This is a genomic window from Arthrobacter cupressi (genome assembly GCF_900099975.1).
Lineage (GTDB): Bacteria > Actinomycetota > Actinomycetes > Actinomycetales > Micrococcaceae > Arthrobacter > Arthrobacter cupressi.
Genome location: NZ_FNEI01000004.1, coordinates 297,459 through 323,788 on the forward strand (window position 1 = coordinate 297,459; position 26,330 = coordinate 323,788).

Sequence of the window (26,330 nt, forward strand, 5' to 3'; positions counted from 1 at the left end):
ATGGATACCCTCGATCTCCTCATGCAGGGCTTCAGCACCGCGCTGACGCCCATGAACCTGCTGTACGCCTGCATCGGCGTGCTCCTGGGCACCGCCGTGGGCGTGCTGCCCGGCATCGGACCCGCGATGGCTGTGGCGCTGCTCCTGCCGGTGACGTACAACCTCGGCCCCACCAGTGCCCTCATCATGTTTGCCGGCATCTATTACGGCGGCATGTACGGCGGCTCCACCACCTCCATCCTGCTCAACACGCCGGGCGAATCCTCCACGGTCATCACCGCAATCGAAGGCCACAAGATGGCCAAAGCCGGCCGGGCCGCGCAGGCCCTCGCGACGGCGGCCATCGGCTCCTTCGTGGCCGGCACCATCGGCACGGCGCTATTGGCCGTCTGCGCACCGTTCGTGGTGAAGTTCGCGGTGAGCCTTGGCCCGTCCAGTTACCTGGCCATCATGGTGCTGGGCCTGCTGACGGTCACCGCGGTGCTCGGTTCGTCCAAGATCCGCGGCTTCGCCTCGCTGGGCCTTGGCCTGGCGATCGGGCTCGTGGGCCTGGACCCCGTGACCGGCCAGCAGCGCCTGGTGTTCGGCATCCCGCTGCTGTCTGACGGCATCGATATTGTGGTGGTGGCCGTGGCCATCTTCGCCGTCGGCGAGGCCCTCTGGATCGCCGCCCACCTGCGGCGGAACAAAATGGAGACCATCCCGGTGGGCCAGCCATGGATGGGCAAGAAGGACTGGCGCCGTTCCTGGAAACCGTGGCTGCGCGGCACCGCCTTCGGTTTCCCCTTTGGCGCCATGCCGGCGGGCGGCGCCGAGGTTCCCACCTTCCTGTCCTACGTGACAGAGAAGAAGCTCAGCAAGCACCCCGAGGAATTCGGGCACGGCGCCATCGAAGGCGTGGCCGGACCGGAAGCGGCGAACAACGCCTCGGCCGCGGGCACCCTGACCCCGCTGCTGGCCCTCGGCCTGCCCACCAACGCGACGGCGGCGGTGATGCTGGCGGCGCTGGTGCAGTTCGGCATCCAGCCCGGCCCCTTGCTGTTCGAGAACGAGCCGGTTCTCGTGTGGGGCCTGATCGCCAGCCTCTTCATCGGCAATACGCTGTTGCTGCTGATCAACCTGCCCATGGCACCGCTCTGGGCCAAGTTGCTGCAGATCCCGCGCCCGTACCTTTACGCGGGGATCCTGTTCTTCGCTACCCTGGGTGCCTTCTCGGTCAACATGCAGGCCTTCGACCTGGTCCTGCTGCTGGTGCTCGGCGCCCTCGGCTTTGCGATGCGCCGCTATGGCCTGCCGGTGCTTCCCCTGATCATCGGCCTCATCCTCGGCCCGCGGATCGAGGGCCAGCTGCGCAAGTCGCTGCAACTCAGCGGCGGGGACGTCTCCGGACTCTTCAACGAGCCGGTCGGCGTGGTGGTCTACATCCTCGTGGTCATCCTGCTGGCCCTGCCGCTTTTCATCCGGCTGTGGCGGAAGTTCAGGCCGCAGAAACCCGGTGCGATGCACGTGGAGGACCAGATCCACGCATAAGCGGCCTCCGGCTCCCGGTTAAGGAACGACGGCGGGCGGCACCCCCAAGGTGCCGCCCGCCGTCGGGCTTTAAGGGGCCCATCGACTGCTGAGCAGATGTCGTTATCAGGGACCAGAACGACGTCTACGCAGCAATCGATGGGAGGCGGTCACCCGAAGCGGCCGGAGACGTAGTCTTCCGTGGCTTTCTGGGCAGGGTTATTGAAGATCGTTGTGGTATCCGCGAACTCGATCAGCTTGCCGGGCTTGCCGGTGCCGGCGATGTTGAAGAACGCCGTCCTGTCCGAGACGCGGGCAGCCTGCTGCATGTTGTGGGTCACGATCACCACGGTGTACTGGTCCTTGAGCTCGTTGATGAGGTCCTCGACGGCCAAGGTGGAGATGGGGTCCAGCGCGGAGCAGGGCTCGTCCATCAGGATGACCTGCGGCTCCACGGCGATGGCGCGGGCGATGCAGAGGCGCTGCTGCTGGCCGCCGGACAGGCCGGAGCCGGGCTTCTCCAGCCGGTCCTTGACCTCGTTCCAGAGGTTGGCGCCGCGCAGGGACTTCTCCACCAGGGCGTCGGCCTCGCCCTTGGAGATCTTCTTGTTGTTCAGCTTCACGCCGGCCAGCACGTTGTCGCGGATGGACATGGTGGGGAACGGGTTGGGCCGCTGGAAGACCATGCCCACCTGGGTGCGCACGGTCACCGGGTCCACGCCCGGGCCGTAGAGGTTGTCGCCGTCGAGCAGCACCTCGCCCTCCACACGCGCCCCCGGAAGGACCTCGTGCATGCGGTTCAGGGTACGCAGGAAGGTGGACTTGCCGCAGCCGGACGGACCGATGAAAGCCGTCACCGACTTGGCCTCGATGTTAATGTTGACGCCCTCGACGGCCAGGAAATTGCCGTAGTAGACGTTCAGGTCCTTGACGTCGATCCGCTTAGACATGGTGTTCCTTCAATGCAGTGGTGGGAAGAATATGGCGGCGGCCGCTCATCGGCCGGCCTTGGGGGCGAAGATCCGTGCGATCAAGCGGGCTGCGAGGTTCAGCAGCATCACCAGGATGATCAGCACCAGAGCCGCGCCCCACGCCCGCTGGTCCGAGGGACCGGGGTTGGAGGGCGAGGTGGGGTTGAGGATCTGCGTATAAATGAACGTAGGCAGCGAGGCCATCCAGCCGCCGAAGACGTTGTTGTTGATGCTGGTGGCGAAACCGGCGGTGACCAGGATGGGAGCAGTTTCACCGATCACTCGGGCGATCGCAAGGGTGACGCCGGACGCGATGCCGGAGATCGCCGTCGGGATGACCACCTTCAGGATGGTCCGCCACTTCCGCACGCCCAGCGCGTAGGAGGCCTCGCGCAGTTCGTTCGGGACGATCTTGAGCATTTCCTCGCTGGAGCGCACCACCACCGGGATCATCAGGACGGAGAGCGCGACGGCGGCGACCGCACCGGTCTTGGTGCCCGGCCCGACGAGGGCGAAGAAGAACGCCGCGGCGAACAGGCCGGCCACGATCGACGGGATGCCTGTCATGACGTCCACGAAGAAGGTGATGGCACGGGCCAGGGGGCGGTCGTTGCCGTATTCCACCAGGTAGATCGCGGTGAGCAGGCCCACCGGTACCGAGATGACGGTGGCCAGCAGGGTGATCTGCACGGTGCCGAGCAGGGCGTGGTAGACGCCGCCAAGCACCCTGGTGCCCTCGTCGACGCTCTTGTTGTCGAGGGTGCCGGTGATGCCGTTCATGGAGGTGCCGAGGAAGCCGGGGGTGATGATGCCGGGGATGCCGTTGACCAGCACAGTCCAGATCACCGAAACCAGCGGCAGCAGCGCCACCAGGAACGCCCCGACCACCAGGCAGGTGGCCAGCTTGTCCTTGGCCTTGCGGGCGCCTTCCACTGCGCCGCTCCAGGACACGAGGCCCACGGTGAAGAGGATCGCGGAAACCACGCCCCAGCTGAGGACGTTGAAGCCGATGAGGGCGAGGATGGCGGCACCGAGCACCAGCGCGACGGCGAGCACCACGTACGGTGCGTACCCCGGCAGCTGGCCCTTGGTCAGCGCGGAGCGTTTGCGGGTTACGGGGGCTGTGAGGGTCATTAGTTCGCTCCCGAGAATTCTTTGTGCTTGGTGATGATCCAGCGCGCCACCATATTCACGCCCAGGGTGATGACGAACAACACCAGGCCGGCTGCGATCAGGGTGTTGACCTTCAGGCCGCTGGCCTCCGGGAAGTTGAGCGCGATTTCTGCGGCGATGGTCTGGTTGCCGCTCTGGATGAGGCTGGCGGTCAGGACGCCGGAGGAGAGCACCAGGGCCACGGCCATGGTTTCGCCGAGGGCGCGGCCCAGGCCGAGCATGACGGCACTGATGATGCCGGGCCGGCCGAACGGCAGCACGGCCATCTTGATCATTTCCCAGCGGGTGGCGCCGAGGGCGAGCGCGGCTTCCTCATGCAGCTTGGGGGTCTGCAGGAAGATTTCGCGGCTCAGGGAGGTGATGATCGGCAGCACCATGACGGACAGCACGATGCCGGCGGTCAGGATGGTCTTGCCGGTGGCGGAGGCCGGCCCCTGGAAGATCGGCAACCAGCCCAGGTTGTTCGCCAGCCAGTCGTAGGCCGGGGCGATTTCCTTGGCCAGGAAGGCGGCACCCCAGGCGCCGTACACCACGGAAGGGATGGCGGCGAGGAGGTCGATCACGTAGCCCAGGCCGGAGGCGAGGCGGCGCGGGGCATAGTGCGAGATGAACAGGGCCACCCCGATAGCCACGGGGGTGGCGATCACCAGGGCGATCAGGGCCGCGATGAGCGTGCCCAGGACGATCGGCCAGATGTAGGCGATGAAGCCCTGGCCGCCTTGGATGTCGGCCGCCGGGGCCACGAAGGCCGGGATGGCCTGGACAACCAGGAAAAGTGCGACGCCGAACAGGACGGCGAGGATGAGGCATCCCGCGGTCAGGGCGGCTCCGGAGAAGACCTTGTCCCCGGCGCGGCCGGCGCCCTGGGAAGTGGTCAAGGAGTTGGTGGTCACGTCTACCTTCAGCATCTGTGCGGAAAATGGCCAAGTTCCCTGCCCCGCCTCGGGCGGTATGCCGTCTGCGGCGGGACAGGGAACTGCGGTTTCCGGGCCGGCGGCACCGGGCTGGTGCCGCCGGCCCGAAGGGGTCCTTAGGACTTGGCCTTGATGGACTCGATGGCGGCCTTGGCCTTCTCCTGCAGCGCCGCGGACAGCGGAGCGGACTTGGCGGCGTCGGCGGCGGCCTTCTGGCCTTCCTCGGAGACAACGTAGCTCTCGAAGGCCTTCACGAGGTCCGCGGTTTCCTTCTTGTCGTAGGTGGTGCAGACGACGTGGTAGGAGACCAGGACAACCGGGTAGACGCCGGCCTCGGTGGTCTTGCGGTCCAGCTTGATGGCGAAGTCGGTGGCGGCGCGGCCGTCGGCCTGCTTGCTGATTTCGACGGCCTTGGCGGCGGCCTCGGCGGAGATCTTCACGAACTCGCTGCCGACCTTGATCTGGGCGGTGCCCAGCTTGCCGGAGACGGCGGAGTCGTCGGCGTAGGTCACGGCACCGGGGGTGTCGGTGACGGTCTTGACGACGCCGGAGGTGCCCTTGGCGTTCTCGCCCTTCAGGGAAGCCGGCCACACGCCGTCGGCCTTGTCGGTCCAGACGTCAGCGGCTGCGGCGGAGAGGTACTCGGTGAAATTCTTGGTGGTGCCCGAGTCGTCCGAGCGGTTCACCGGGGTGACCTTGAGGTCCGGGAGCTTGGCGTCCGGGTTCAGGGCGGCGATTGCCGGGTCGTTCCACTTGGCGATCTGGCCGCGGAAGATCTTGGCCACGGTGGCGGCGTCAAGCTTCAGCTCGGTGATGTCGGGCAGGTTGAAGGCCACGGCGATCGGGGAGATGTAGACCGGGATGTCGATGGCGCCGTCGGGGCCGCACTTGGCCTTGGAAGCGGCGAGTTCTTCGTCCTTGAGGTAGGCGTCGGAGCCGGCGAACTGTGCCGAGCCGTCGATGATGGCCTTGCGGCCCGCGCCGGAGCCGTCCGGGGAGTACTGCACGGTGGCGCCCGGGTTCGCGGAAGCGAAGTTGGTCTTCCAGGCATCCATGGCCGCGCCCTGCGAGGAGGCGCCGATGCCGGTCAGGGTGCCGGTGACCTTGGCGCCGGCGGCAGACGGGGCGGCGGTGTTGGCGCCGGCCGGGTTGTCGGAACCACAAGCGGTGAGCGCCAGGGCGCCAGCTGCGATGACCGCGATTGCCGCGTTGCGGCCGAAGCGAGTTGCCTTCACTTTGATGTACCCCTTCCAGGGATTCTCAGATGCGTGCCGATGGAGGGTCGGCTGTTGGGAGATTCGTACTCGTTTTGTACCTTGATCGACGGTAAGAGCCTCAGGTAACGGGATCGGCGGTCCAAGGTGAACGGAGGGTGAACGGAAGCGGACCATTCGCTTACATATGCGGCGCCGCCCTTGCGCCTTTGCTCCTGAATAGACTTGAGGCATGGATGCCCGGCCTGGACTCTCAGCCACTTCGAAATTTCTCCGGACAAGGCTGCGTACCGGCATCACGCGGAGCAGGAAATCCATGGTTCCCGCCGTCCAGATGACGGTCTGCGCCGTGGGCGCCTACGCCTTCGCCGAACACATCCTCGGCCACACCGGCCCGCTCTTCGCAGCCACGTCCTCCCTGATCGCCCTCGGCTTCTCCCGCGACCCCCGCCTGCGCCGGGTGATGGAGGTGGGCCTTGGCTGCACCCTGGGCATCGTGGTGGGCGACCTGCTGGTGCACTGGCTCGGCTCGGGGGTGTGGCAGGCCGCCGTCGTCCTGCTTTTCTCGATCCTGCTGGCCCGCTTCCTGGACAGCGGCACCATCTTCACCACCCAGCTCGGCCTGCAGTCGCTGCTGGTCGTCCTGCTCCCGGCGCCGCCGGGAGGCCCGTTCACCCGCAGCCTGGACGCCGTCGTCGGGGGCGTCTTCGCGCTGCTGGTGACGGTGCTGGTGCCGAAGGATCCCCGCCTGGAGCCGCGGCAGGACGTTCGGAAACTGCTGCACGAGTTGGCGGAGGTGCTGCGTGAATGTGCGGACGCCATGATCGACAGCGACTCCACGCTCGCCTGGCACGCGCTTGTCCGCGGCCGCAGCTGCCAGCCCCTGGTGGACCGGATGCGCCAGTCCCTGCGCGCGGCCGGGGAGGTGGCCACGCTGGCGCCGGCGTACCGGAAGCACCGCGACGAACTGAACGCGATGGAGGCCTCGCTGGACTCGATCGACCTCGCCCTGCGCAACAGCCGGGTGTTCGCCCGGCGGCTCACCAGCGCCATCAACCACACCGCCCTGACGGACGAGGCGACGGACAACATCTCGGGCGTGCTCCGGGACACCGCCGCGGCGGTGGACGAACTGTCCCTCGGCCTGGCGGAAGTGCACGACGGCGCGCGCCGGGCCCACATGCGCGTCGCCCGGCAGGACCTCGCGGACATCGCCATCCGGCTGCACCCCAAGCTGCTGAGCGTGGAGAAACTCGAGGGCGAAACCGTGGTGATGCTTTTCCGCCCGCTCATGGTGGACCTGCTCGAGGCGGCCGGAATGGAGCCCGCCGAGGCCCGGGACGCCCTGCCGCCGCTGTAGGCGTTTGTTGTCACACCCCTCAATTAGCCTTGTACGCATGGCTACCAAGACCTCCCGCCCCTCCAAGGCCCCCGCGTTCAAATGCGCCGAATGCGGCTGGACCACCGTCAAGTGGGTGGGCCGCTGCGGCGAGTGCCAGGCGTGGGGAACCGTTGAGGAATCCGGCGCCACGGTAGCGCGCACGACGGCGGCGGCAACAGTTTTGGAGCCCGCCCGCCGGATTGCCGAGGTGGACGGCACGACGGCGGCGTTCCTGCCGACCGGCGTCGACGAACTGGACAGGGTGCTCGGCGGAGGCCTGGTCCCGGGCGCGGTGATCCTGCTGGCCGGGGAGCCCGGCGTCGGGAAGTCCACGCTGCTGCTGGATGTTGCGGCGAAGTTCGCCCGCACCGGCCAGGACGTCCTGTACGTCACGGGCGAGGAATCCGCCGCGCAGGTGAAGCTGCGGGCCGAACGCATCAGCGCCCTCGCGGACACCCTCTATTTGTCGGCGGAAACGGACCTCGGCCAGGCGCTGGGGCAGGTGGAGAAGCTCGAACCCAAGCTGCTCATCGTGGACTCCGTTCAGACCCTCAGCAGCGCCGAAGTGGAAGGCAGCGCCGGCGGCGTTTCCCAGGTCCGCGAAGTGGCCGCATCGATCATCGGCGCCGCCAAGCGCCGCAACATGACCACCCTCCTTGTAGGCCACGTGACCAAGGACGGCTCCATCGCCGGCCCGCGCCTGCTGGAGCACCTGGTGGACGTGGTGTGCCAGTTCGAAGGCGAGCGCCATTCCCGGCTCCGCCTGCTGCGCGCCGTCAAGAACCGGTACGGCGCCACGGACGACGTCGGCTGCTTCGACCTGAACGAGGCCGGGATCGAGGGCCTCGCCGATCCCAGCGGGCTTTTCGTCTCCCGCACCCGTGAACCCGTCTCCGGCACCTGCATCACCGTCACCATGGAGGGCCGCCGGCCCTTGCTGGCAGAGGTGCAGTCGCTGCTGGCCGAAAGCGCCAACTCACAGCCGCGGCGGGCCACCAGCGGCCTGGACAGCTCACGCGTTTCGATGCTGCTGGCGGTGCTGCAGCAGCGGGCCGGCTGCGTGCTGCACAAGGACGACTCCTACGTGGCCACAGTGGGCGGGGTGAAGCTCAGCGAACCCGCCACGGACCTTGCCGTCGCCCTGGCCGTGGCCTCGGCAAAGTCCCGCAAGGCCTTGCCGCAAAGGCTCATCGCGTTCGGCGAGGTGGGCCTGGCGGGCGAGGTACGTCCGGTGCCGGGCATCAACCAGCGCATCCACGAGGCCCAGCGGCTGGGCTTCACGCACGCGGTGGTTCCCGCCAGCCCCAACGGGCCGGGGCCGGTCCCGGAAGGATTCTCTGTGCGGGAGGTGGCCCACGTGGCCGAGGCGCTGGAACTGCTGATCAGCTGACTGTGCGTCCCGGGCACGGCAGGGTAACAGCGCGGGGTGTCGCGCGGCCGCCCTGCATGCTGTGCGCAAGAGTGGTCCCATGACGAAAAGAACGGCACTGGCCAAGGAAATGCCGCGGGACAAGGGAACAGCTTTGGCCAAGAGAACAGTGCTTATCGGGGGACGCTTCTTTTTCGGCCTCTTGACCCTTGCCGCGGTCGGAACGCAACTGGCTGTGCACATCAGCCTGCGCTACGACGTGTGGAACTTCTTCAGCTACTTCACCAACCTGTCCAACCTTTTCGCTGCCGTGGTGCTGCTGGTCAGCGGGTACCGGCTGCTGGTCCGCAAACAGCCCACGGAACTGGATGAAACCACCCGCGGCACGGCCACCATCGCGATGGCCATCGTCGGGATTGTCTTTGGGGCGCTGCTCACCGGCCAGGACCTCGGCTCGATGGTTCCTTGGGTGAACTTCGTGGTGCACTACCTGATTCCGGTGGTGATGGTGGCCGACTGGCTGTTCCAGCCCCCGCGCACCACGATGACGCTCCGGCACCTTTGGTACTGGCTTGTCTACCCGGTCGCGTACCTCGCCTACAGCCTGATCCGCGGCTCCTTCGTGGACTGGTACCCGTACTGGTTCATCGACCCCGCACGCGCCGGCGGCTGGGGCGGGGTTGCCGTCTTCGCCGTGGGAATCGCCGTCGGCTTCCTCCTCGTCAGCCTCGCGATGCTCAAGCTCGGCAACAAGCTGAAGCGACAGGCGGATTACTGACGCCGACGCGCGCGGGCTGATCCAGCCCAAACGGCCCTCCCCGAAGATGCCCGGAGGGCCGTTTCCCGGACCGCTCCCGCAGCCCGGAAACGGGCCACTTTGAGGCTTGTCCGTGCGGTTAAGCCGTCCGGGAGGATCTATCATTGTCCTAGCCACTGCCGGGGCACTTTTCCTGAACATCGCCGGCACTGATGCGGGCCCGGTTGCGGGCGTCCACCGTGGAAGGGAACACGCATGGCCCGGAGCCCCGAGGAATCGCTCAAGGCGACCCTGGCTAGAGTCGCCCCCGGGACCGCACTGCGGGACGGACTCGAGCGGATCCTGCGCGGGCGCACCGGCGCGCTGATCGTCCTCGGCTCGGACCGCACCATCGATTCGATCTGTTCGGGCGGCTTCGAAATCGGCATCGAATTCTCTCCCACCCGGCTCCGCGAGCTGGCCAAGATGGACGGCGCCATCGTCTGTGACAAGGACGCCAGCAACATCGTCCGCGCCGCGGTGCAACTGGTTCCCGACTCCAGCATCGAAACGCAGGAATCCGGCACCCGCCACCGCACCGCCGAACGCGTCGCCATCCAGACCGGCGTGCCCGTCATCTCGGTCAGCCAGTCGATGCAGATCATCGCGCTCTACGTGAACGGCCTGAGGCACGTGCTGGAAGGTTCGGAAAAGGTGCTGGCCCGCGCCAACCAGGCCCTGGCCACCCTCGAACGCTACAGCGCCCGCCTGGACCAGGTCACCAGCTCCCTCTCGGCCTTGGAAATCGAAGCAATGGTCACGGTGCGCGACGTCGCCGTCACCCTTCAGCGCCAGGAGATGGTGCGCCGGATCGCCGAGGAAATCGCCCAGTACGTGCTCGAACTTGGCGAGGACGGCCGCCTCCTCTCCCTCCAGCTGGAGGAGCTCACCATGGGCCGCGGCCCGGGCAGCGATGTCATCATCCGGGACTACGCCGGCGACGCCGCCTCCCCCGAGGACATCGACGCCGCGGTCCAGGCCCTCATGGACCTCGGCCCCACCGAGCTGATCGACCTGGGCAGGATCTCCAGCATCATCGGCTTTGCCGGCGGCATGGATGTGCTCGACGCCGGTGTACAGCCGCAGGGGTACCGCCTCCTAGCGGGGCTCAAGTCCGTTCCCAAGGCCGTGGCCGACCGCCTGGTGGACCACTTCGGCGGCCTCCAGAACCTGATGGCCGCCACCATCGACGACCTCATGACCGTCGACGGGATCGGCGACCAGCGCGCCCGGACCGTCCGCGAAGGCCTCAGCCGCATGGCCGAGGCGAGCCTCCTGGACCGCTTCCTGTAAAGGGCTGCCTTAGGAGCCCGTTGAGTGCTCACTTATGGCGGGTTTTTCCGCGTAAACCCAGCCACAACTGAGCACTCAGCCGAAGGTCAGCGGCTGCCTCGGCCAAGCTCCGGCGCAATCAGCGGAGTTGGAAGACTGCCTTCGGGCTTACCTTGTTGCCGAGCGACGCCGTGAACACGTAGGTTCCCGCACCGGGCTTGGCGTTCACCACGCTGCAGCCTTCCGTGGTGCGGTTGCGCTGCCAGACGAAATTCGCGGTCTCGCTCTTGCCCGGGAGGATGGTCTTCACCAGGTCCTCGCTGGTGGCCTGGCAGTCCCGGGAGGAGAAGATCCGGTCCGCACCGCTGGTCACTTGGAACTCCATCTGCGAAGTTCCCACGTTGACCTGGCACGGCGTGGAGCCGCCGTTGGTGACCTTCATCCCCAGCACCGGATTCTTGCCCGCGGCATAGGATCCTGCGTCGGTGCTGGCGGCAACCGTGACGAGGTTCAGGTCGCAAACCGGCGTAGCCTTCGCGGAGGGACTTGCCGTGCCCGAGACGCCGGGCGCCGCCGTCTGGCTGTCCTGCGGCTGCGGGCTGTTGGTGGCCTGGGTTGCCGGGCCGGCCTTCCCCGTGAGGGACGAGGCGATTGCCACGGCGCCGGCGGTCACCAAGCCAAGGACGATCAGCAGGGAAATGAAGACCACCAGGCGACGACGGCGGTACACGGCCGCGCTCGGCCTGCGGCGGCCGTTGCGCTGGGAGCCGGAGCGGGCGGCCGGCCGTTGGGAAGCGGCGCGCTGCGACGCCGGGCGCTGCGACGTGTTTCGGGCGCTGCCGCCGGACGTGCGTGTTCCGCGCGCGCTTGACGGTTGCTTGCCCTTGGTGACCATACATCTAGGCTAGGCAAAGCCCGCCCCGCTTGCCGCCGCACCACGCCGCCGCCGCTGGGACCGGCTGTATGAGCTGCCTCATGTTGGTCCGCTTCGTCGGGCACTTCCGCAGGATCAACCCCAGGCGGGTCACGGTCGCCTGCGCCGCGGCCGGCCGAACGCGGGCTCGGCTACAGTGGAGGGCAGGAATCGGCGGCCGCGCGGCCGCGAAGAACGCAGCCGCAACAAAGGGTCCCATGTCATCGCCACCAGCCGCGGAACCACAAAGCACAAAAGGCCCCCGCACCACCACAAAAACCGCCCCAGCCAAGGCCCGGACGCCACGCCGCACGCATTCCGAATCAGCGCGCAGGCAACACGCCCCGTCCCACCGCCTTGAAACACCGCAGCTCGATGCCCTGCACCTGGAGCTGGACCGCTGGTTCGCCGCCAACGCCCGGGAGCTGCCGTGGCGCGAGCCAAGCTGCAGCCCCTGGGGCGTGCTGGTCAGCGAGATCATGCTGCAGCAGACTCCCGTGGTGCGGGTGCTTCCGGTGTGGCTGGACTGGATGGAGCGCTGGCCGGAGCCGGCCGACCTCGCCCGTGAGGCCTCCGGCGAGGCCGTGCGTCATTGGGGCCGGCTGGGCTATCCCCGGCGGGCGCTGCGGTTGCACGCAGCCGCGCTTGCGATCGTTGAAGAGCACGGTGGCACGGTGCCCGGTACGTACGAGGGCCTGCTGGGCCTTCCCGGCGTCGGCGACTACACAGCGGCGGCGGTTGCCGCCTTCGCCTTCGGCGAGCGCGAAACGGTGGTGGACACCAATATCCGCCGCGTCCACGCCCGTCTGGTGTCCGGAACGGCCCTCCCCGCGCCGTCGCTCACCGCCGCCGAGATGCGCCTGGCCGAGGCCCTCATGCCGGAGGACCCCGCCCTGTCCGTGCGCTGGAACGCCTCGGTCATGGAACTCGGCGCGCTGGTGTGCACCGCCCGCTCCCCCAGGTGTATGGACTGCCCGGTCCGCGCCGAGTGCGCTTGGCTCGCGGCAGGCGAGCCGCCGCCGTCGTACGTTCCCAAGGGCCAGGCCTGGCACGGAACTGACCGGCAGCTCCGGGGCGCCGTGATGGCGGTACTCCGGGTGGCCGAGGCGCCCGTGGCGCGGGAACTTTTCGAGCGGACGCCTGCCGACCTCGGCTTTGCCGCGGAAGGAACCGCGGTTCCCCTGGCCGCGCTGCACCGGCTCAACTCCGCACCGGAACAGCTTGAGCGCGCACTGGACGGGCTGGTGCGCGACGGCCTTGCCGAACTGCACGACGGCGACTACCGGCTGCCCGCCTGACCACCACGCGGCGCCGGACCGCACGGAAACGGAGACGAACAATGAAGACCGTGATTTACCTTGTCTGGGCCCTGTTCCAGATCGGCGCGATCACCGCACTCATCCACACGGCACGCAAGGCCAAACGGCAGGAACGGCGCACCGCGGACTGGCCAAGGGTCCATGCGGTGGTGACGGGCAGCACCGCGGGCTGGTCCGGCAGCGCGGGCGGTTCCGATCCGTCGCGCCGCTTCTTCCCCACCTACCAGTTCAGCGGACCCGGCGGGCAGGTCTTCAACGGCACCTCGGACGTGCCATCGGCGGAGGTCCCGGCCCCAGGCTCCTACATCGAAGTGGCGGTGAACCCGGCCAACCCGCACGAGTCGTTCCACCAGTCCACCAAGGAGAAGGTGGGCATCGGCTGCGCCATCGCATTCTTCGCCGTCTTCGCACTGGCCTCGTTCTGGTTTATCAGCATCTTCCCGTTCAGCTGAGCGTTACCGCACCGAGGCTGAGCGTCACCGCGCCGAGGACCGCGTTACCGGGCTGCGCGGCACCATAACGATGTCGGCAAGCTTCCCCGGAAGCCGTTCCGGCACGCCAGTGCCGGTCCTACGCTGAAGCATGCGCAAGTTATGGGCGGCCGTCGCATTGGGCACGACGGCATTGCTCGGCTCCGGCTGCCAGCCGGAGTCCGCGCCGTGCCCGGCCATCGCCATGGCACCCGTGGTGGGCCTGACCATCGCGGAGGACTATGTGCCAACGGTCCAGGGCGTCCATTTGCGGGCCTGCCAGGACGGCACCTGCAAGGAAGCCGACCTGAAGCTGATGCCCGGCAGCAGGTCCATTCCGCAGGCCTGCAGCACGGGCCCGGACGGTGCCTGCTCGGCAACGATGCAGCCGGACGGCACCATGTACGGCCTCCTGGACATGGGGGTCCTCACGGCGTCCCCGATCAGCGCGAAGGTCACCGGCACCGCGTCCACCGGCCGCCCGCTTCCGGTCCGCACCCTGGACTTCACGCCCAAGATCCTCAAGCCCTTCGGCGAGAAGTGCGGAACGGTCATCACTGCCAACCTGGTGCTGGACGCCTCCGGACTCAAACAGGCCGCCTGAAGTCTTCCGGATAACGGCCTACTTTTCCCCGAAGCCTTCCTCCACCAGGCGGCGTACATAGGCCACCGCTTTGGCTGCGTCCTTGCCGCGCGCTTCCACGGTCAGCGTGCCGCCCTGGCCCACCGCCAGGGCCATCAGTTCCATCACCGAGGTGCCGTCGACGCCGTTGACCGTCACCTCGGCGTCCAGGCCGGCCAGGCCGCCCGCGATCCGGGCAGCGGGCCTTGCATGGATCCCCGCCGCATTGACCAGCACGAACTCGCCGCTTTCCCGCGGCGCCGCGGGTGCCGCGCTCCGCTGCGCGCCGCCGTCGGGAGTTGCACCGTCCGGGCCAACGACGCCGGTGCTGCCGCCGGCATCGCCGAACCGCACCGCCGAGGCCGCCCCCTTCACAGCAGCCGCATCCGCCCCGCCCTGCGCGGCAACACCCGCCGCGACGAGCCCCTCCACCAGCGGGGCGTCCGCGAGCAGCACGTCCTGCGGGGCGCTGCAGAACTCCACCGCGGCTTCCGCCGTCATCACGGCCGAACCGAGGTCCGTCAGCACCACCACACCTGCACCCGCTGCCGAATCCAAGGCCGATTCGAACGCGGCCAGGACGAGTTCGAAGCTGGTGCCGATCCTGCCATCCTCCGTGCCGCCCGCGGCGAAAATCTGGACATCCGGTGCCATCTGCCCGGCAAGTTCAACGGCCCCTTCGGCGATCCTGGCGCTGTGCGAAACCACCACCAGGGCAACCGTCACGCCTGCTCCCCGTCGGGGAAACCTGCGGCGGTGGCCGCGGCCCGCAGCAGGAGCGCAGTGGAAACGGCTCCCGGATCGCGGTGCCCGGCGCTGCGTTCGCCCAGATAACTGGCGCGCCCCTTCCTGGCCACCAGCGGATCCGTGGTCACGGCTCCCACTTCAGCGGCTTCCGCGGCCGCGGCCAGCACGGCGACGGCGTCGGCGCCGAGCGCCACGGCTTCGTTGGCTGCCTCCACCGCCGGGGTCCAGGCGTCCACCATGGTCTTGTCGCCGGGTTCGGCCTTGCCCCTCGCCACGATCCCGTCGCGTGCGGCGGCCAGGGCAGCGGCGAGCGCCGCGGCGTCGATGTCCTCCTGGGGTCCCAACGCCGTGGATGCCCGCAGGTAGGCGGTGCCGTAGAGCGGGCCGGCGGCCCCGCCCACCTTGGACATCAAGGCCATGGCGGCGAGCTTCAAGGCCGCACCCGGGGTGTCCGGGGCCGATTCGGTGAGCTTTTCCAGGACGGCCTGGAAGCCGCGGTCCATGTTTTCGCCGTGGTCCGAATCGCCGATTGCCCGGTCCAGCTCGATGAGTTCCACGCGGTGTTCGGCCATTTTCCGCGCGGAAAGCTGCAGCCAGTCGATGGCCCAGGTGACTCCCAGCCCCACTGTCACATCCCCCAGCGCAGGGCGGCGGTGTGCACCGGTGCGTCCCAGAGATCGACGAGCTCGTCGTCGAGCCGCAGCACCGAGATGGAGCAGCCCTGCATTTCCAGGGACGTGACGTAGTTGCCCACCAGGGACCTCTCCACGGTGATTCCCTTTTCCTCCAGCAGCCGTGCTGCCCGGCGGTAGACAATGTAGAGCTCGCTAAGCGGGGTCCCGCCCATGCCGTTGACGAAAAGCAGCGCCCGCTCCCCCGAGCCGAGTCCGAGGTCCTCCACCACGGGCTCCAGCAGCCTGGAGGTGATGCCGTCCGCGCCCTCCATGGGGATCCGGTGCCGGCCGGGTTCGCCGTGGATGCCGATGCCGATTTCGATTTCGTCGTCGGCAAGTTCGAAGCTTGGCACGCCGGAGTGGGGCACCGTGCAGCCGGAGAGAGCGACGCCCATGGTGCGCACATTGCGGGCGACCGATTCGGCGACGCCCGTGACGGCGTCGAGCATGTCCCCGCGGACGGCGGCGGCGCCGGCGATCTTTTCCACGAGCACGGTCCCGCCCACGCCGCGCCGCCCGGCCGTGTACAGGGAGTCCTGCACGGCGACGTCATCGTCAACCAGGACGGTGCGGACGCTGATGCCTTCGGCCTGTGAGAGTTCGGCGGCGGTTTCGAAGTTCAGGACGTCGCCGGTGTAGTTCTTGACTATGTGCACGACGCCGGCACCTGAGTCCACAGCTTCGGTCGCCGGGATGATCTGCTCGGGTGTGGGGGAGGTGAACACGGCGCCGGGCACCGCGGCGTCGAGCATGCCGTGCCCGACGAAACCGGCGTGCAAGGGCTCGTGGCCGCTTCCGCCGCCCGAGACGAGCGCCACCTTGCCGGCCACCGGGGCGCCCTTGCGGATGACGTAGGCCGGGTTGGCGTGGACGTCCAGGAGGTCGGCATGGGCAAGGCCGAAGCCTTCAAGGGATTCGTCCACCACCGCGCGGGGATCGTTGATGAGCTTCTTCATGGCTTGCTCCTGGAACGATTCGGGTAGTTTGCCTTGACCCTACTACCCGTCCGGCAGGCCTGCTAGAGGACCTTGATCATGCGGGTGTTGCCGAGGGTATTGGGCTTCACCCGGGCCAGATCCAGGAACTCGGCCACGCCTTCGTCATGGGAGCGCAGGAGCTCGGAGTAGACCTCGGGGTCCACCGCGGACTGGTCAGCCATGACCTCGAAACCGTGCCGCTTGAAGAAGTCCACTTCGAAGGTCAGGCAGAACACCCGGGAAACCCCCAGCGTCTTCGCGTCCTCCAGGAGCTGCTGCACCAGCACGTGCCCCACTCCCTTGCCGCGCCATTCGGCAGCCGCCGCGAGCGTACGGACTTCGGCCAGATCCTCCCACATCACGTGCAGGGCGCCGCAGCCGACGATCTCGCCATCGGCCGACTCCGCGATCCTGAATTCCTGCAGGCTCTCGTAATAGGCCACCGTTTCCTTGGCCATCAGGATCCGTTGATCCGCCAGCGGAGCCACCAGCTTCTTGATCGCGGCGACGTCGCCGGTGCGGGCTGGGCGGATGCTGAACGTTGGAGTCACAGCCCCATCCTATGTCCAGCCGCCCCCTTGCCTGGCCGGCGCTTTCCCGCGCCGGCCAGGCTCCCCATGTCGGCCGGGCCTCCCCGCCCGGCCATGCCCCGGCTGCCGTCCCCACAGCCACCGGGGCACGCTTAGAGTCCCAGGTCCTCCGGCAGCGGAATGTCCTCGCCGAGGACCTGCCTGGCCAGGAAATGCTCCACCACTCCGTACCAGATCTTGGCGTGCTGCGGCTGAAGTACCCAGTGGTTTTCGTCCGGGAAGTACAGGAAGCGGTGCTGCGTCTCCCCGTCTTCACCGGCCGGCAACTGCGAACCGGACAACAGTTCGTACCAGAGCCGCAGCCCTTCACCGATCGGCACCCGGTAGTCCTTGTCTCCGTGTATCACGAGCATGGGCGTGGAAATGTTCCCGAGGTGCAGGTGCGGGGAATTCTCCAGCGCCATCTCCGGTGTCATTTCCTTCAGCCAGTACTGCGAAGCATCGGTGGTGGGACCGAACTGGTCCAGCGCCCAGAGACTCGCATGTGTCACGACCGCCTTGAAGCGGTCCGTGTGGCCGGCCACCCAGTTCGCCATGTAGCCGCCGAAGGATCCGCCCATGGCCGCGGTGCGGGTTTCGTCGATGTCCGGGCGGGCCGCTGCCGCGTCGGTGACCGCCATCAGGTCCGTGAACGGCGCCTTGCCCCAATTTCCCCAGCCGCGTTGGATGTACTCCTGCCCGTAGCCGGTGGAGAGGGCGGGATCGGGTAGCAGCACCGCGTAGCCCTTCGCCACCAGCAGCCACGGGCTCCAGCGCCAGGTCCAGGCATTCCAGGAGCCGAGCGGTCCGCCGTGGATCCACAGCAGCAGCGGGGCCGGGTTGTCCGCCGAAGCACCCTCGGGCAACGCCAGGTAAGCCGGCACCCGGGTGCCGTCGGCCGCCGTCGTTTCGATCCGCTCAAGCGAGCCCTTGATGGCGGGCCTTTCGGCCGGCGCGGGAAGCCGCTCGACGCCACCGCCGTCCAGGTCGATCCGGACCGCTTCGGCGGGGAAGCCGTAAGAGCTGCGCAGCGCATACGCGGTGGTCCCGTCCGGCGCGGCGACGACGTCGGTGTACGCCGCGGCGTCCGGCGTCACCCGGGAGACTCTGCCGTTCGCGACGTCGATCCGGAAGACCGGCGCGGCGCCATCCTCGTCGGCGGTGACCAGAAGGGTCTTCCCGTCCGGAAGCCAGGCCGCCGGCGTCGCCCAGCGGTCCCATTCCGGCACCAGGGGCTCCAGTCCGGCACCGGCGCCGCTTCCGACGTCGAGCAGGTGAAGCGTGATCCGGGGCGCCTGCAAGGGGGTGCTGTCGCTTTCGGCGACGACGGCGAGCGTCCTGCCGTCCGGGCTCACCGGGCCGGGGAAGTAACTGACTCCTTCACGGTCCAAGATGACCTTGAGGTTGCCTGTGGCGACGTCGACGGCGGCCAGGACGTAGCGGGAATCCGCCTTCGCGAGCGGCTTCTGGAGGCTGGTGTAGATTGTGCTGCCGTCCGGGCTGACGACCGCTTCGGTTTCCCGGAGCCGGCCTCCGGCCTCCGGAGTCAGGTTGCGGAGTTTCAGTCCGGGAACCGCGTCCACCGTTGAGGGCTTGCCCCGGGCCTCGTCCTCCCCGGTTTCGACGGCGAATATCCGCGGCTGCGACGGGCCAAGATCGGCGTCCCAATGCCGGACCGGATAGCCGCTGTGCAGGATCGCGGAGACCTTGTTGTCCTTGCGGCTCTTGCGGCGCTCCTCGTCATCCTTTTCATCGCTTGAGCCCGCGAGCACCGGGGCCTTCACGAAAGTGGCGTCCGCATCCTTCGCGGTCAGTACGGCGCTGATCCCGCCGGCCCGCGAGTGCACCACGCGGGCTTCGCCGCCGTCCGCCGGCAGCAGCCACAGGGCGTCCACGGGTTCAGCGTCGGGGCTGTCCGGATCGGGCCGGGCGGAGGTGAAGAAGAGGTCGCCGTTCGCTGCGAAGGCCGCACCCGCCTCACCCTTGGCGCTGCGGGTGATTCGGCGGGCATGCTTCTTTCCGGCGGGATCAAGCTCCCACAGGGCGGTCACGTATTCGGTGCCCTTGCCGTTGAGGGTGGCTACGGTGGTGACCAGGCGGCTGCCGTCCGGGCTGAGGGCCAGTCCGCTCACGCGCGGGATGGCCAGGTAGTGCTCCAGATCGTGGAACGGGGTGTCGGGCTGTGCGGCCGGGGCGGGCTGTGCGGCCGGGGTCTCCGTGGGATTCGCGTCCATGGTCTGATTCAACACGGATTGTGCCCCCGATCACAGGGGAGTTCTCTAAGAGTGAAACAGTACTTTCAGAAAAAGCCATGGCTCCGGTCCCCAGTGCCACCCGAGACGCGAAAGGACCCCCGTCAGTGGAACGGGGGTCCTTCCGGTCCGGCACCCGGAGCCTAGGAACTCCGGGCTGTCCGAAGCCTAGGCGCTCGGCGCGATTTCCGGGATGCGCGGCTTGGCGTTGCCGGCGAACGTGAACTTGGCGTCGTCGCCTTCGCCTTCCACGTCCACCACCACGATGTCGCCCGGGTGCAGCTCGCCGAACAGGATCTTCTCGGAGAGCTGATCCTCGATCTCGCGCTGGATGGTCCGGCGCAGCGGCCGGGCGCCCATGGCGGGGTCGTAGCCGCGGGTGGCCAGCAGGACCTTGGCGGCCGGAGTCAGCTCGATGCCCATGTCCTTGTCCTTCAGACGCGTCTCCAGACGGGTCACGAACAGGTCCACGATCTCGATGATCTCTTCCTGGGTCAGCTGCGGGAACACCACGACGTCGTCAACACGGTTGAGGAATTCGGGGCGGAAGTGCTGCTTGAGCTCTTCGGTGACCCGGGCCCGCATCCGGATGTAGCCGGTCTGGGTGTCGGTGCCGGACTGGAAGCCCGTGGCAACGCTCTTGGAGATGTCGCGGGTACCAAGGTTCGTGGTCATGATGATCACGGTGTTCTTGAAGTCCACCACGCGGCCCTGGGAGTCGGTCAGGCGGCCGTCTTCCAGGATCTGCAGCAGCGAGTTGAAGAGGTCCGCGTGGGCCTTTTCCACTTCGTCGAAGAGCACCACGGAGAACGGACGGCGGCGGACCTTCTCGGTCAGCTGCCCGCCTTCTTCGTAGCCCACGTAGCCCGGAGGGGCACCGAAGAGCCGCGAAACCGTGTGCTTCTCGGAGTACTCGGACATGTCCAGGGTGATGAGGGCATCCTCTTCACCGAACAGGAATTCCGCAAGTGCCTTGGCCAGTTCGGTCTTGCCGACGCCGGTGGGGCCGGCGAAGATGAACGAGCCGCCCGGACGCTTGGGGTCCTTCAGCCCGGCACGGGTGCGGCGGATCGCCTGGGAGAGCGCCTTGATGGCCTCGTCCTGGCCGACCACACGCTTGTGCAGTTCCTCTTCCATCTTGAGCAGACGGCTGGACTCTTCTTCGGTGAGCTTGAAGACCGGAATGCCGGTGGAGTTCGCCAGGACTTCGGCGATGAGGTCTTCGTCCACTTCCGAGACGTCGTCCATGCCGCCGGACTTCCAGTTGCGTTCCTTCTCGGCACGCTCGGCGATGAGCTTCTGCTCCTTGTCGCGCAGCGACGCGGCGCCTTCGAAGTCCTGGGCGTCGATCGCCGATTCCTTCTCGAGCTTCACCTCGGCGATGCGCTCGTCCATGGCCTTGAGCTCCGGCGGAGCGGTCATGCGGCGGATGCGCAGGCGGGCGCCGGCTTCATCGATCAGGTCGATCGCCTTGTCCGGCAGGAAGCGGTCCGAGATGTAGCGCTCGGCGAGCTGGGCGGCCGAGGCGAGGGCGCCGTCGGTGATGGTCACACGGTGGTGTGCCTCGTAACGGTCGCGCAGGCCCTTGAGGATCTCGATGGCGTGCGCCACCGAGGGCTCCTTGACCTGGATCGGCTGGAAGCGGCGCTCCAGCGCGGCGTCCTTCTCGATGTGCTTGCGGTATTCGTCCAGCGTCGTAGCACCAATGGTCTGGAGTTCACCGCGGGCCAGCATCGGCTTGAGGATGGAAGCGGCGTCGATGGCGCCCTCGGCAGCGCCCGCACCGACGAGTGTGTGGATTTCGTCGATGAACAGGATGATGTCGCCGCGGGTGCGGATTTCCTTGAGGACCTTCTTCAGGCGCTCTTCGAAGTCACCGCGGTAGCGGGAACCGGCCACCAGGGAGCCGAGGTCCAGCGTGTAGAGCTGCTTGTCCTTGATGGTCTCCGGGACGTCGCCGCGCACGATCGCCTGGGCGAGGCCCTCGACGACTGCGGTCTTGCCGACGCCGGGTTCGCCGATCAGCACGGGGTTGTTCTTGGTGCGGCGGGAGAGGACCTGCATGACGCGTTCCATCTCCTGCTCGCGGCCGATCACGGGATCGAGCTTGTTCTCGCGGGCAGCCTGCGTCAGGTTGCGGCCGAACTGGTCAAGCACCACCGAACCGGCCGGGGTGCCTTCCTGCTGGCCCTGGCCTGAGCCGGTGCCGGCCGTTTCCTTGCCCTGATAACCCGAGAGCAGCTGGATGACCTGCTGGCGGACGCGGTTCAGGTCCGCGCCGAGCTTGACCAGTACCTGGGCGGCGACGCCTTCGCCTTCGCGGATGAGGCCGAGGAGGATGTGCTCCGTGCCGATGTAGTTGTGGCCAAGCTGCAGGGCCTCGCGCAGCGAGAGCTCCAGCACCTTCTTGGCGCGGGGGGTGAAGGGGATGTGGCCGGAGGGCGCCTGCTGGCCCTGGCCGATGATCTCCTGGACCTGCTCCCGGACACCGTCGAGCGAAATGCTCAGGGACTCAAGCGCTTTGGCGGCAACGCCTTCACCCTCGTGGATCAGACCCAAGAGGATGTGCTCGGTACCGATGTAGTTGTGGTTGAGCATGCGTGCCTCTTCCTGGGCAAGCACAACAACGCGACGGGCACGGTCCGTAAATCTCTCAAACATTTCGCCACACTCCTAGCTACGACGTACTTTGATGCTACGTGGCACGGCAAGGATTTTGGGGCGTGTTCGCCACAGGGGAAACAGGGAGGGCGCAGGGAATGTTTTCCCTGCGCCCTGCGCTGCACACCGGATGGAATCCGGGAGCCGCCGCAGCGGTGCCGTGCACCGCCGGGAGCGCCTCCCGCCGGCCACCCGGCCCGCAATTCGAATTCCCCCATGGTTTTCGATGCGGCGGATAAACCGGCAATTCACCCTGTTTTGGAAACCTTGGACCCGGAACGACCCGAATCCTGCGGATTCCCTAGGAATTTGCCTTCTGGTACGCTTCCTGAATTTCAGCCTGGATGCGGCCACGGCTGTTTACCGTGTATCCGTTATCGCGTGCCCATTGACGGATCTGCGCCGAATCCTGGTTCCTTCCTGCGGAAGCCCTGCTGCGGGTTGCCCGCCCGGTGGAGGTTTTACGGGCTTTCGCAACAAAAGGCTCCAAGGCATCGCGCAGCTTTGACGCGTTTACCGTGGACAGGTCCATCTCATAGCTCACGCCGTCCAGGGCGAACCGGACGGTTTCGTCGGCTTCGCCCTCGTCCAGGTCGTCAACAAGGATGATTTTGACTTTCTGTGCCATTGAATAGACTCTCTTCGGGGGATGGGGGATGCAGTTTTATGTCCTGCTAATTACCAGCTTATCGCCCAGCGCGCCGCAGGTCGTCAATGACATAAAACAATTTCCGTGGAACCCGCCCCGAAAGGCTATTTAGCGGGAGTCGGACCGCCGTCGGTCGACGCGGAATTCCCGAGCCCGGCCTCATGCTGGGCGCGCGCTTCGGCCTGCCGTTCCCGTTTGTCCGCGTTGAAGATGGACTTCATCGCAAACCAGAAAAGCAGTCCCACCACAACGGATGGCGCGAGGACGGCAATATATTCCATGGTCAGTGGCCTTCGGGCTTCAGGAGGGGGAACAGGATGGTTTCTCGGATGCCTGCACCGGTGAACAGCATCACCAGACGGTCGATGCCCAAGCCGATGCCGCCCATGGGCGGTGCGCCGTATTCGAGCGCGCGCAGGAAGTCTTCGTCGAGTTGCATGGCCTCGTCGTCGCCCTCTGCAGCCAGACGCGACTGTTCGGTGAGCCGTTCGCGCTGGATGACGGGGTCGATCAGCTCGGAGAACGCCGTACCGCGCTCCATGCCGCCAATGATCAAGTCCCATGCTTCAATAAGGCGCCCGTTCTCACGGTGCGGGCGGGCGAGCGGCTGCGCCGACGGCGGGTAGTCGTAAACAAAAGTCGGGTTCAGCAGGGTCGGTTCGACGATCTCGCCGAACAGCTCCACCACCGCCTTCTCCTGCGTCCACAATGCGTCAGTCTTTACACCGTGCGCGTCACCGATCTCAAGGAGCCGCTCAAGAGGCGTGTCCGGGGTGATCTCCTCACCGACCGCCTCGGAAAGGCCCGGGTATACGCCCAACCAGGCCCAATCGCCGTCGAGGTTGATCTCGCCTGCTTCGGTCTGGATGGTGCGGGTGCCCACCACATCGGCCACATTGAGGACGATTTCCTTCATGCGCTCTGCCATGACGAACTGGTCGGCCCAGGCTTCGTAGCATTCCAGCGTGGTGAATTCCGGGCTGTGCGTGGAGTCGACGCCTTCGTTGCGGAACACCCGGCCCATGTCGTAGACACGGTCGATGCCGCCCACCACGGCGCGCTTGAGGAAGAGTTCCGTGGCGATGCGCAGGGTCATCTTCTGGTCGAAGGCGTTCATGTGGGTCTCGAACGGGCGGGCGGTGGCGCCGCCGTGGACCAACTGGAGGATAGGGGTTTCCACCTCGACGTAGCCGTGGCGGTCCAGGGTGTCGCGGACGGAGCGGGTGATGGCGGCACGGGTGTAGACCATCTCGCGGGCTTCGTCGCGGACGATGAGGTCCACGTAGCGCTGGCGCACCCGGGTTTCCTCATTCAGCCCGGCGTGCAGCACCGGCAGCGGGCGCAGCGCCTTGGAGGCCATGGACCAGGAGTCGGCCATGACCGAAAGCTCGCCGCGGCGCGAGGAGATGACTTCGCCCCTGATGAAGACGTGGTCGCCCAGGTCCACCAGGGCCTTCCAGTCGGCCAGGCCCTCCTCGCCGATATTGGCCAGGCTCAGCATCGCCTGGAGCCGGACGCCCTTGCCGTCCGCGCCGCCTTCCTGGAGCGTGGCAAAGCAGAGCTTGCCGGTGTTGCGGACGAACACGACGCGTCCGGTGATCCCCACGGTGTCGCCGGTAGTTTCGTCCGCCTGGAGGTGCCCGTACTTTTCGCGGACCTCCGCGAGCGAATGCGTCCGCTCAACACCCACCGGGTAGGCTTCGCCGCCGCGCTCGATCAGCTTGTTCCGCTTCTCCATGCGGATGCGCATCTGTTCGCTTGCGTCTGCGGGCTCTGTGGAGGGGGTGTTTTCTGAAGTCACAAGGCTTAATTCTAGCGGAGCCGCGGGCCGCGCCCTGCGGAGCGGGCGGGAGGGAGCCGGGCGGCCATTTAGACTGGCACGAATGGAAGAACGCACCCTGGAGACCCACGACGGCGGGCGGCTGGCGCTCTACAGTTATGGCACCGCCGGGGCACCTCCGCAGCGCCGGGTTCTGGTTGTCGGCGGAGCCTTCCTCACGGCCTTGATCTACCGTCCGTTTGCGATGGCGCTGGCGTCCGGCCTGGGAGATGGCTGGGCTGTGGACGTCTACGACAGGCGCGGCCGCGGAAAGTCCAGCGAACAGCCCCCGGGCTACTCGATGGCCACGGAAATCGCCGACGTCCGCACCGTACTGGACAACACCGGTGGCCGCAGCATCTTCGGGCACAGCCTGGGCGGATCCGTGGTGCTCAATGCCGCGGCGGAGTTCGCGGGCAGCCGGCACGAGGCTGCCAAACTTGCCGTGTACGACGCCGCCGTGAACATTGAGGGAAGCATCGACACCGCCTGGCTTTCCGGCTTCGAGGAAGCACTCGAGGCGGGCCGTCCCGGCCTGGCCATGGCCCGGGCCAAGAAGGGGCTTTCACCGGGCAGTGCGCTGGACCGCATCCCGGAACCCGTGCTGGCAGCGCTCCTGGCCATCACGTCCCGGACCACAGCCAACCGGCTGTTCCGCGCACTCATGCCCACCGCCGTCGGCGAACTGAAAGCCGCCATGGAGGACCCGCTTAGGGCCGCCGAATTCACGGGCCTGCCTGCAGGCACCTGCTTCCTCGTCGGCGCGAAGAGTCCCGGGTACTACAAGGTCACGGCCGAACGCCTGCACGCAGCGGTCCCTGGAAGCGAGCTCAAACTCTCACCCAAATGCGAGCACGGTTCGGTACCGGCCGCGGTGAAGGAACTCGTCACGGACATCGCCTGCTACTTCCGGGCGTAGGCGGGAACCGCCGGCAGCGTTGCGCACTGTCGACGTTCAGGTAGCTCCGTTAGGCTCAAGCCATGACGAGCGAGAAGATCACCACCCCCGACGGCGCGACCCTTGAGGTCTTCACCACCGGCGGAGAAGCAGGTTCCAAAGGCAACGGCGTCGTCGTCGTGCCGGCTTCGATGGTGACCGCCGCGGACTACACGAAGTTCGCGCAGAAACTCAGCGCGGCGCTCAGCCGGCCCGTCCACACCTTCAACCGCCGCGGGCGTGGCGGCTCCTCGCCGCAGCCTGCGGACTACACGCTCGACGTCGACATCCGCGACCTCGCAGCGGTCATGAAGCACACGGGAAGCACGGACGTGTTCGGGCACAGCTTCGGCGGCGCCGTGGCGCTGCATGCGGCGCGGACGCTGCCCGTGGAGCGCTTGGCCGTGTACGACCCCGCCGTGTCGGTCAACCACAGCGTCAAGGCCGACTGGACAGTCGAATATGAGCGCGCGACGGCGGCGGGAGACTTCGACCGCGGGCTCGCCGTGCTGGTGAAGGGCGTGGAGACCGAGGGCGCCTTTTCGCGGATGCCGCTGTCCATGCTCACGCTCGCGAACAAGCTGACCGCCGGGACGCACATGGGCAAACAGATGCGTGAACTGATGCAGGCCGGGGTGCGCGAAATCAAGGCCGTCATCGCGGCGGACATGCCCGCCGAGCCCTTCCTGGAGCTCCCCCTTGAAACCCTGATCGTCGTCGGCGAAAAGAGCCCCGCCTACTTCGGTGTGGCCTGCGGCCAGATCCACGACGTCCTGTCCGGGTCCAGCTACACCATCCTCCCCGGATACGGGCACGACGGCGCCAACCGGGCACCGGACCGGCTCATCACGGAGCTGGCCGCCTTCTTCGCCGGCTAGTCCGTCTGCGGGGCGCCGCCTGGCCGGCTGTGCCGGCGGGTCGTCTTGCCGTGTGTTGTTAAATGCGAAGGGCCCTGACCGTCGTGGTCAGGGCCCTTCGTGAATGGTTGTCCGGCGGTGTCCTACTCTCCCACACCCTCCCGGGTGCAGTACCATCGGCGCTGTGGGTCTTAGCTTCCGGGTTCGGAATGGGACCGGGCGTTTCCCCCACGCTATGACCGCCGTAACCTTGTTACCCGTTCCG

Annotated in this window: 24 protein-coding genes and 1 rRNA gene; 10 read left to right on the forward strand and 15 right to left on the reverse strand. The window is 67.4% G+C overall.

Features of this window, described 5'->3' with window-relative positions; genetic code table 11:
• Positions 1–1,530, forward strand: a complete 1,530-nt coding sequence (locus BLP88_RS07220; protein ID WP_074588064.1) for a tripartite tricarboxylate transporter permease — start codon at positions 1–3, stop codon at positions 1,528–1,530.
• 149 nt (positions 1,531–1,679) lie between these two features.
• Here BLP88_RS07220 and pstB read toward each other — a convergent pair whose 3' ends face one another.
• The 4 genes from pstB to pstS all read right to left on the reverse strand — a co-directional run bounded on the left by pstB (position 1,680) and on the right by pstS (position 5,802).
• Positions 1,680–2,459 (reverse strand): phosphate ABC transporter ATP-binding protein PstB, encoded by a 780-nt coding sequence (gene pstB / locus BLP88_RS07225; RefSeq protein ID WP_074588065.1) that lies wholly within the window; start codon positions 2,457–2,459, stop codon positions 1,680–1,682.
• Positions 2,460–2,504: 45 nt separating this feature from the next.
• A complete protein-coding gene (gene pstA, locus BLP88_RS07230; protein WP_074588066.1) occupies positions 2,505–3,614 on the reverse strand; it encodes a phosphate ABC transporter permease PstA in 1,110 nt (369 codons plus the stop codon).
• Positions 3,614–4,546 carry a phosphate ABC transporter permease subunit PstC gene (gene pstC, locus BLP88_RS07235; RefSeq protein WP_074588131.1) on the reverse strand — a complete coding sequence of 311 codons (933 nt, stop codon included), beginning with the start codon at positions 4,544–4,546 and terminating at the stop codon, positions 3,614–3,616. The genes pstA and pstC overlap by 1 nt, the downstream gene beginning before the upstream one ends.
• Before the next feature lie 137 nt (positions 4,547–4,683).
• Positions 4,684–5,802: a phosphate ABC transporter substrate-binding protein PstS gene (gene pstS / locus BLP88_RS07240; protein WP_074588067.1), complete on the reverse strand. Its 1,119-nt coding sequence runs from the start codon at positions 5,800–5,802 to the stop codon at positions 4,684–4,686.
• A gap of 211 nt (positions 5,803–6,013) precedes the next feature.
• Here pstS and BLP88_RS07245 point away from each other — a divergent pair, with 211 nt between their 5' ends.
• The 4 genes from BLP88_RS07245 (at position 6,014) to disA (ending at position 10,620) form a co-directional block, all read left to right on the forward strand.
• Positions 6,014–7,141 carry an FUSC family protein gene (locus tag BLP88_RS07245; RefSeq protein WP_074588069.1) on the forward strand — a complete coding sequence of 376 codons (1,128 nt, stop codon included), beginning with the start codon at positions 6,014–6,016 and terminating at the stop codon, positions 7,139–7,141.
• A gap of 37 nt (positions 7,142–7,178) precedes the next feature.
• The gene (gene radA, locus BLP88_RS07250; RefSeq protein WP_074588070.1) at positions 7,179–8,552 is read left to right on the forward strand and encodes a DNA repair protein RadA; all 1,374 of its coding nucleotides are present in this window, start codon (positions 7,179–7,181) and stop codon (positions 8,550–8,552) included.
• 79 nt (positions 8,553–8,631) lie between these two features.
• Positions 8,632–9,309, forward strand: coding sequence for a Pr6Pr family membrane protein (locus BLP88_RS07255; protein WP_245679791.1), 678 nt, complete (start codon positions 8,632–8,634; stop codon positions 9,307–9,309).
• A gap of 234 nt (positions 9,310–9,543) precedes the next feature.
• Positions 9,544–10,620 (forward strand): DNA integrity scanning diadenylate cyclase DisA, encoded by a 1,077-nt coding sequence (gene disA / locus BLP88_RS07260; RefSeq protein ID WP_074588071.1) that lies wholly within the window; start codon positions 9,544–9,546, stop codon positions 10,618–10,620.
• A gap of 118 nt (positions 10,621–10,738) precedes the next feature.
• Here disA and BLP88_RS07265 read toward each other — a convergent pair whose 3' ends face one another.
• Entirely contained in the window at positions 10,739–11,494 is a 756-nt protein-coding gene (locus tag BLP88_RS07265; protein WP_074588073.1) for a hypothetical protein, read from the reverse strand.
• Between the two features lie 236 nt (positions 11,495–11,730).
• Here BLP88_RS07265 and BLP88_RS07270 point away from each other — a divergent pair, with 236 nt between their 5' ends.
• The 3 genes from BLP88_RS07270 (at position 11,731) to BLP88_RS07280 (ending at position 13,905) form a co-directional block, all read left to right on the forward strand.
• Positions 11,731–12,810 (forward strand): Fe-S cluster assembly protein HesB, encoded by a 1,080-nt coding sequence (locus tag BLP88_RS07270; RefSeq protein WP_084110906.1) that lies wholly within the window; start codon positions 11,731–11,733, stop codon positions 12,808–12,810.
• Positions 12,811–12,851: 41 nt separating this feature from the next.
• A complete protein-coding gene (locus BLP88_RS07275; protein WP_074588074.1) occupies positions 12,852–13,283 on the forward strand; it encodes a DUF3592 domain-containing protein in 432 nt (143 codons plus the stop codon).
• Positions 13,284–13,413: 130 nt separating this feature from the next.
• The gene (locus BLP88_RS07280) at positions 13,414–13,905 is read left to right on the forward strand and encodes a hypothetical protein (RefSeq protein WP_074588075.1); all 492 of its coding nucleotides are present in this window, start codon (positions 13,414–13,416) and stop codon (positions 13,903–13,905) included.
• 18 nt (positions 13,906–13,923) lie between these two features.
• Here BLP88_RS07280 and dhaM read toward each other — a convergent pair whose 3' ends face one another.
• The 9 genes from dhaM to lysS form a co-directional block, all read right to left on the reverse strand.
• The gene (gene dhaM, locus BLP88_RS07285; protein ID WP_074588077.1) at positions 13,924–14,649 is read right to left on the reverse strand and encodes a dihydroxyacetone kinase phosphoryl donor subunit DhaM; all 726 of its coding nucleotides are present in this window, start codon (positions 14,647–14,649) and stop codon (positions 13,924–13,926) included.
• A complete protein-coding gene (dhaL, locus tag BLP88_RS07290; RefSeq protein WP_074588078.1) occupies positions 14,646–15,296 on the reverse strand; it encodes a dihydroxyacetone kinase subunit DhaL in 651 nt (216 codons plus the stop codon). The genes dhaM and dhaL overlap by 4 nt, the downstream gene beginning before the upstream one ends.
• A 2-nt stretch (positions 15,297–15,298) precedes the next feature.
• Positions 15,299–16,300: a dihydroxyacetone kinase subunit DhaK gene (dhaK, locus tag BLP88_RS07295; protein ID WP_074588079.1), complete on the reverse strand. Its 1,002-nt coding sequence runs from the start codon at positions 16,298–16,300 to the stop codon at positions 15,299–15,301.
• Between the two features lie 62 nt (positions 16,301–16,362).
• Positions 16,363–16,872, reverse strand: a complete 510-nt coding sequence (locus BLP88_RS07300; RefSeq protein WP_074588081.1) for an amino-acid N-acetyltransferase — start codon at positions 16,870–16,872, stop codon at positions 16,363–16,365.
• A 131-nt stretch (positions 16,873–17,003) separates the two neighbouring features.
• Positions 17,004–19,124 (reverse strand): S9 family peptidase, encoded by a 2,121-nt coding sequence (locus tag BLP88_RS07305; RefSeq protein WP_139163321.1) that lies wholly within the window; start codon positions 19,122–19,124, stop codon positions 17,004–17,006.
• Between the two features lie 186 nt (positions 19,125–19,310).
• Positions 19,311–21,803, reverse strand: a complete 2,493-nt coding sequence (locus BLP88_RS07310; RefSeq protein ID WP_074588083.1) for an ATP-dependent Clp protease ATP-binding subunit — start codon at positions 21,801–21,803, stop codon at positions 19,311–19,313.
• A 301-nt stretch (positions 21,804–22,104) separates the two neighbouring features.
• Complete coding sequence (locus tag BLP88_RS07315; RefSeq protein WP_074588084.1) at positions 22,105–22,431, reverse strand: histone-like nucleoid-structuring protein Lsr2; 327 nt, start codon at positions 22,429–22,431, stop codon at positions 22,105–22,107.
• A 125-nt stretch (positions 22,432–22,556) separates the two neighbouring features.
• Positions 22,557–22,733 (reverse strand): hypothetical protein, encoded by a 177-nt coding sequence (locus tag BLP88_RS18940; protein ID WP_175453510.1) that lies wholly within the window; start codon positions 22,731–22,733, stop codon positions 22,557–22,559.
• A gap of 2 nt (positions 22,734–22,735) precedes the next feature.
• On the reverse strand, positions 22,736–24,253 hold the full coding sequence (gene lysS, locus BLP88_RS07320) for a lysine--tRNA ligase (protein ID WP_175453511.1): 1,518 nt from the start codon (positions 24,251–24,253) through the stop codon (positions 22,736–22,738).
• An 82-nt stretch (positions 24,254–24,335) separates the two neighbouring features.
• Between lysS and BLP88_RS07325 the strand changes: the two genes are divergently transcribed.
• Positions 24,336–25,190 carry an alpha/beta fold hydrolase gene (locus BLP88_RS07325; protein ID WP_074588087.1) on the forward strand — a complete coding sequence of 285 codons (855 nt, stop codon included), beginning with the start codon at positions 24,336–24,338 and terminating at the stop codon, positions 25,188–25,190.
• Positions 25,191–25,252: 62 nt separating this feature from the next.
• Positions 25,253–26,086 carry an alpha/beta fold hydrolase gene (locus BLP88_RS07330; protein WP_074588088.1) on the forward strand — a complete coding sequence of 278 codons (834 nt, stop codon included), beginning with the start codon at positions 25,253–25,255 and terminating at the stop codon, positions 26,084–26,086.
• Between the two features lie 109 nt (positions 26,087–26,195).
• Here the strand turns inward: BLP88_RS07330 and rrf are convergent.
• A 5S ribosomal RNA gene (gene rrf, locus BLP88_RS07335) occupies positions 26,196–26,312 on the reverse strand.
• Positions 26,313–26,330: the final 18 nt, after the last annotated feature.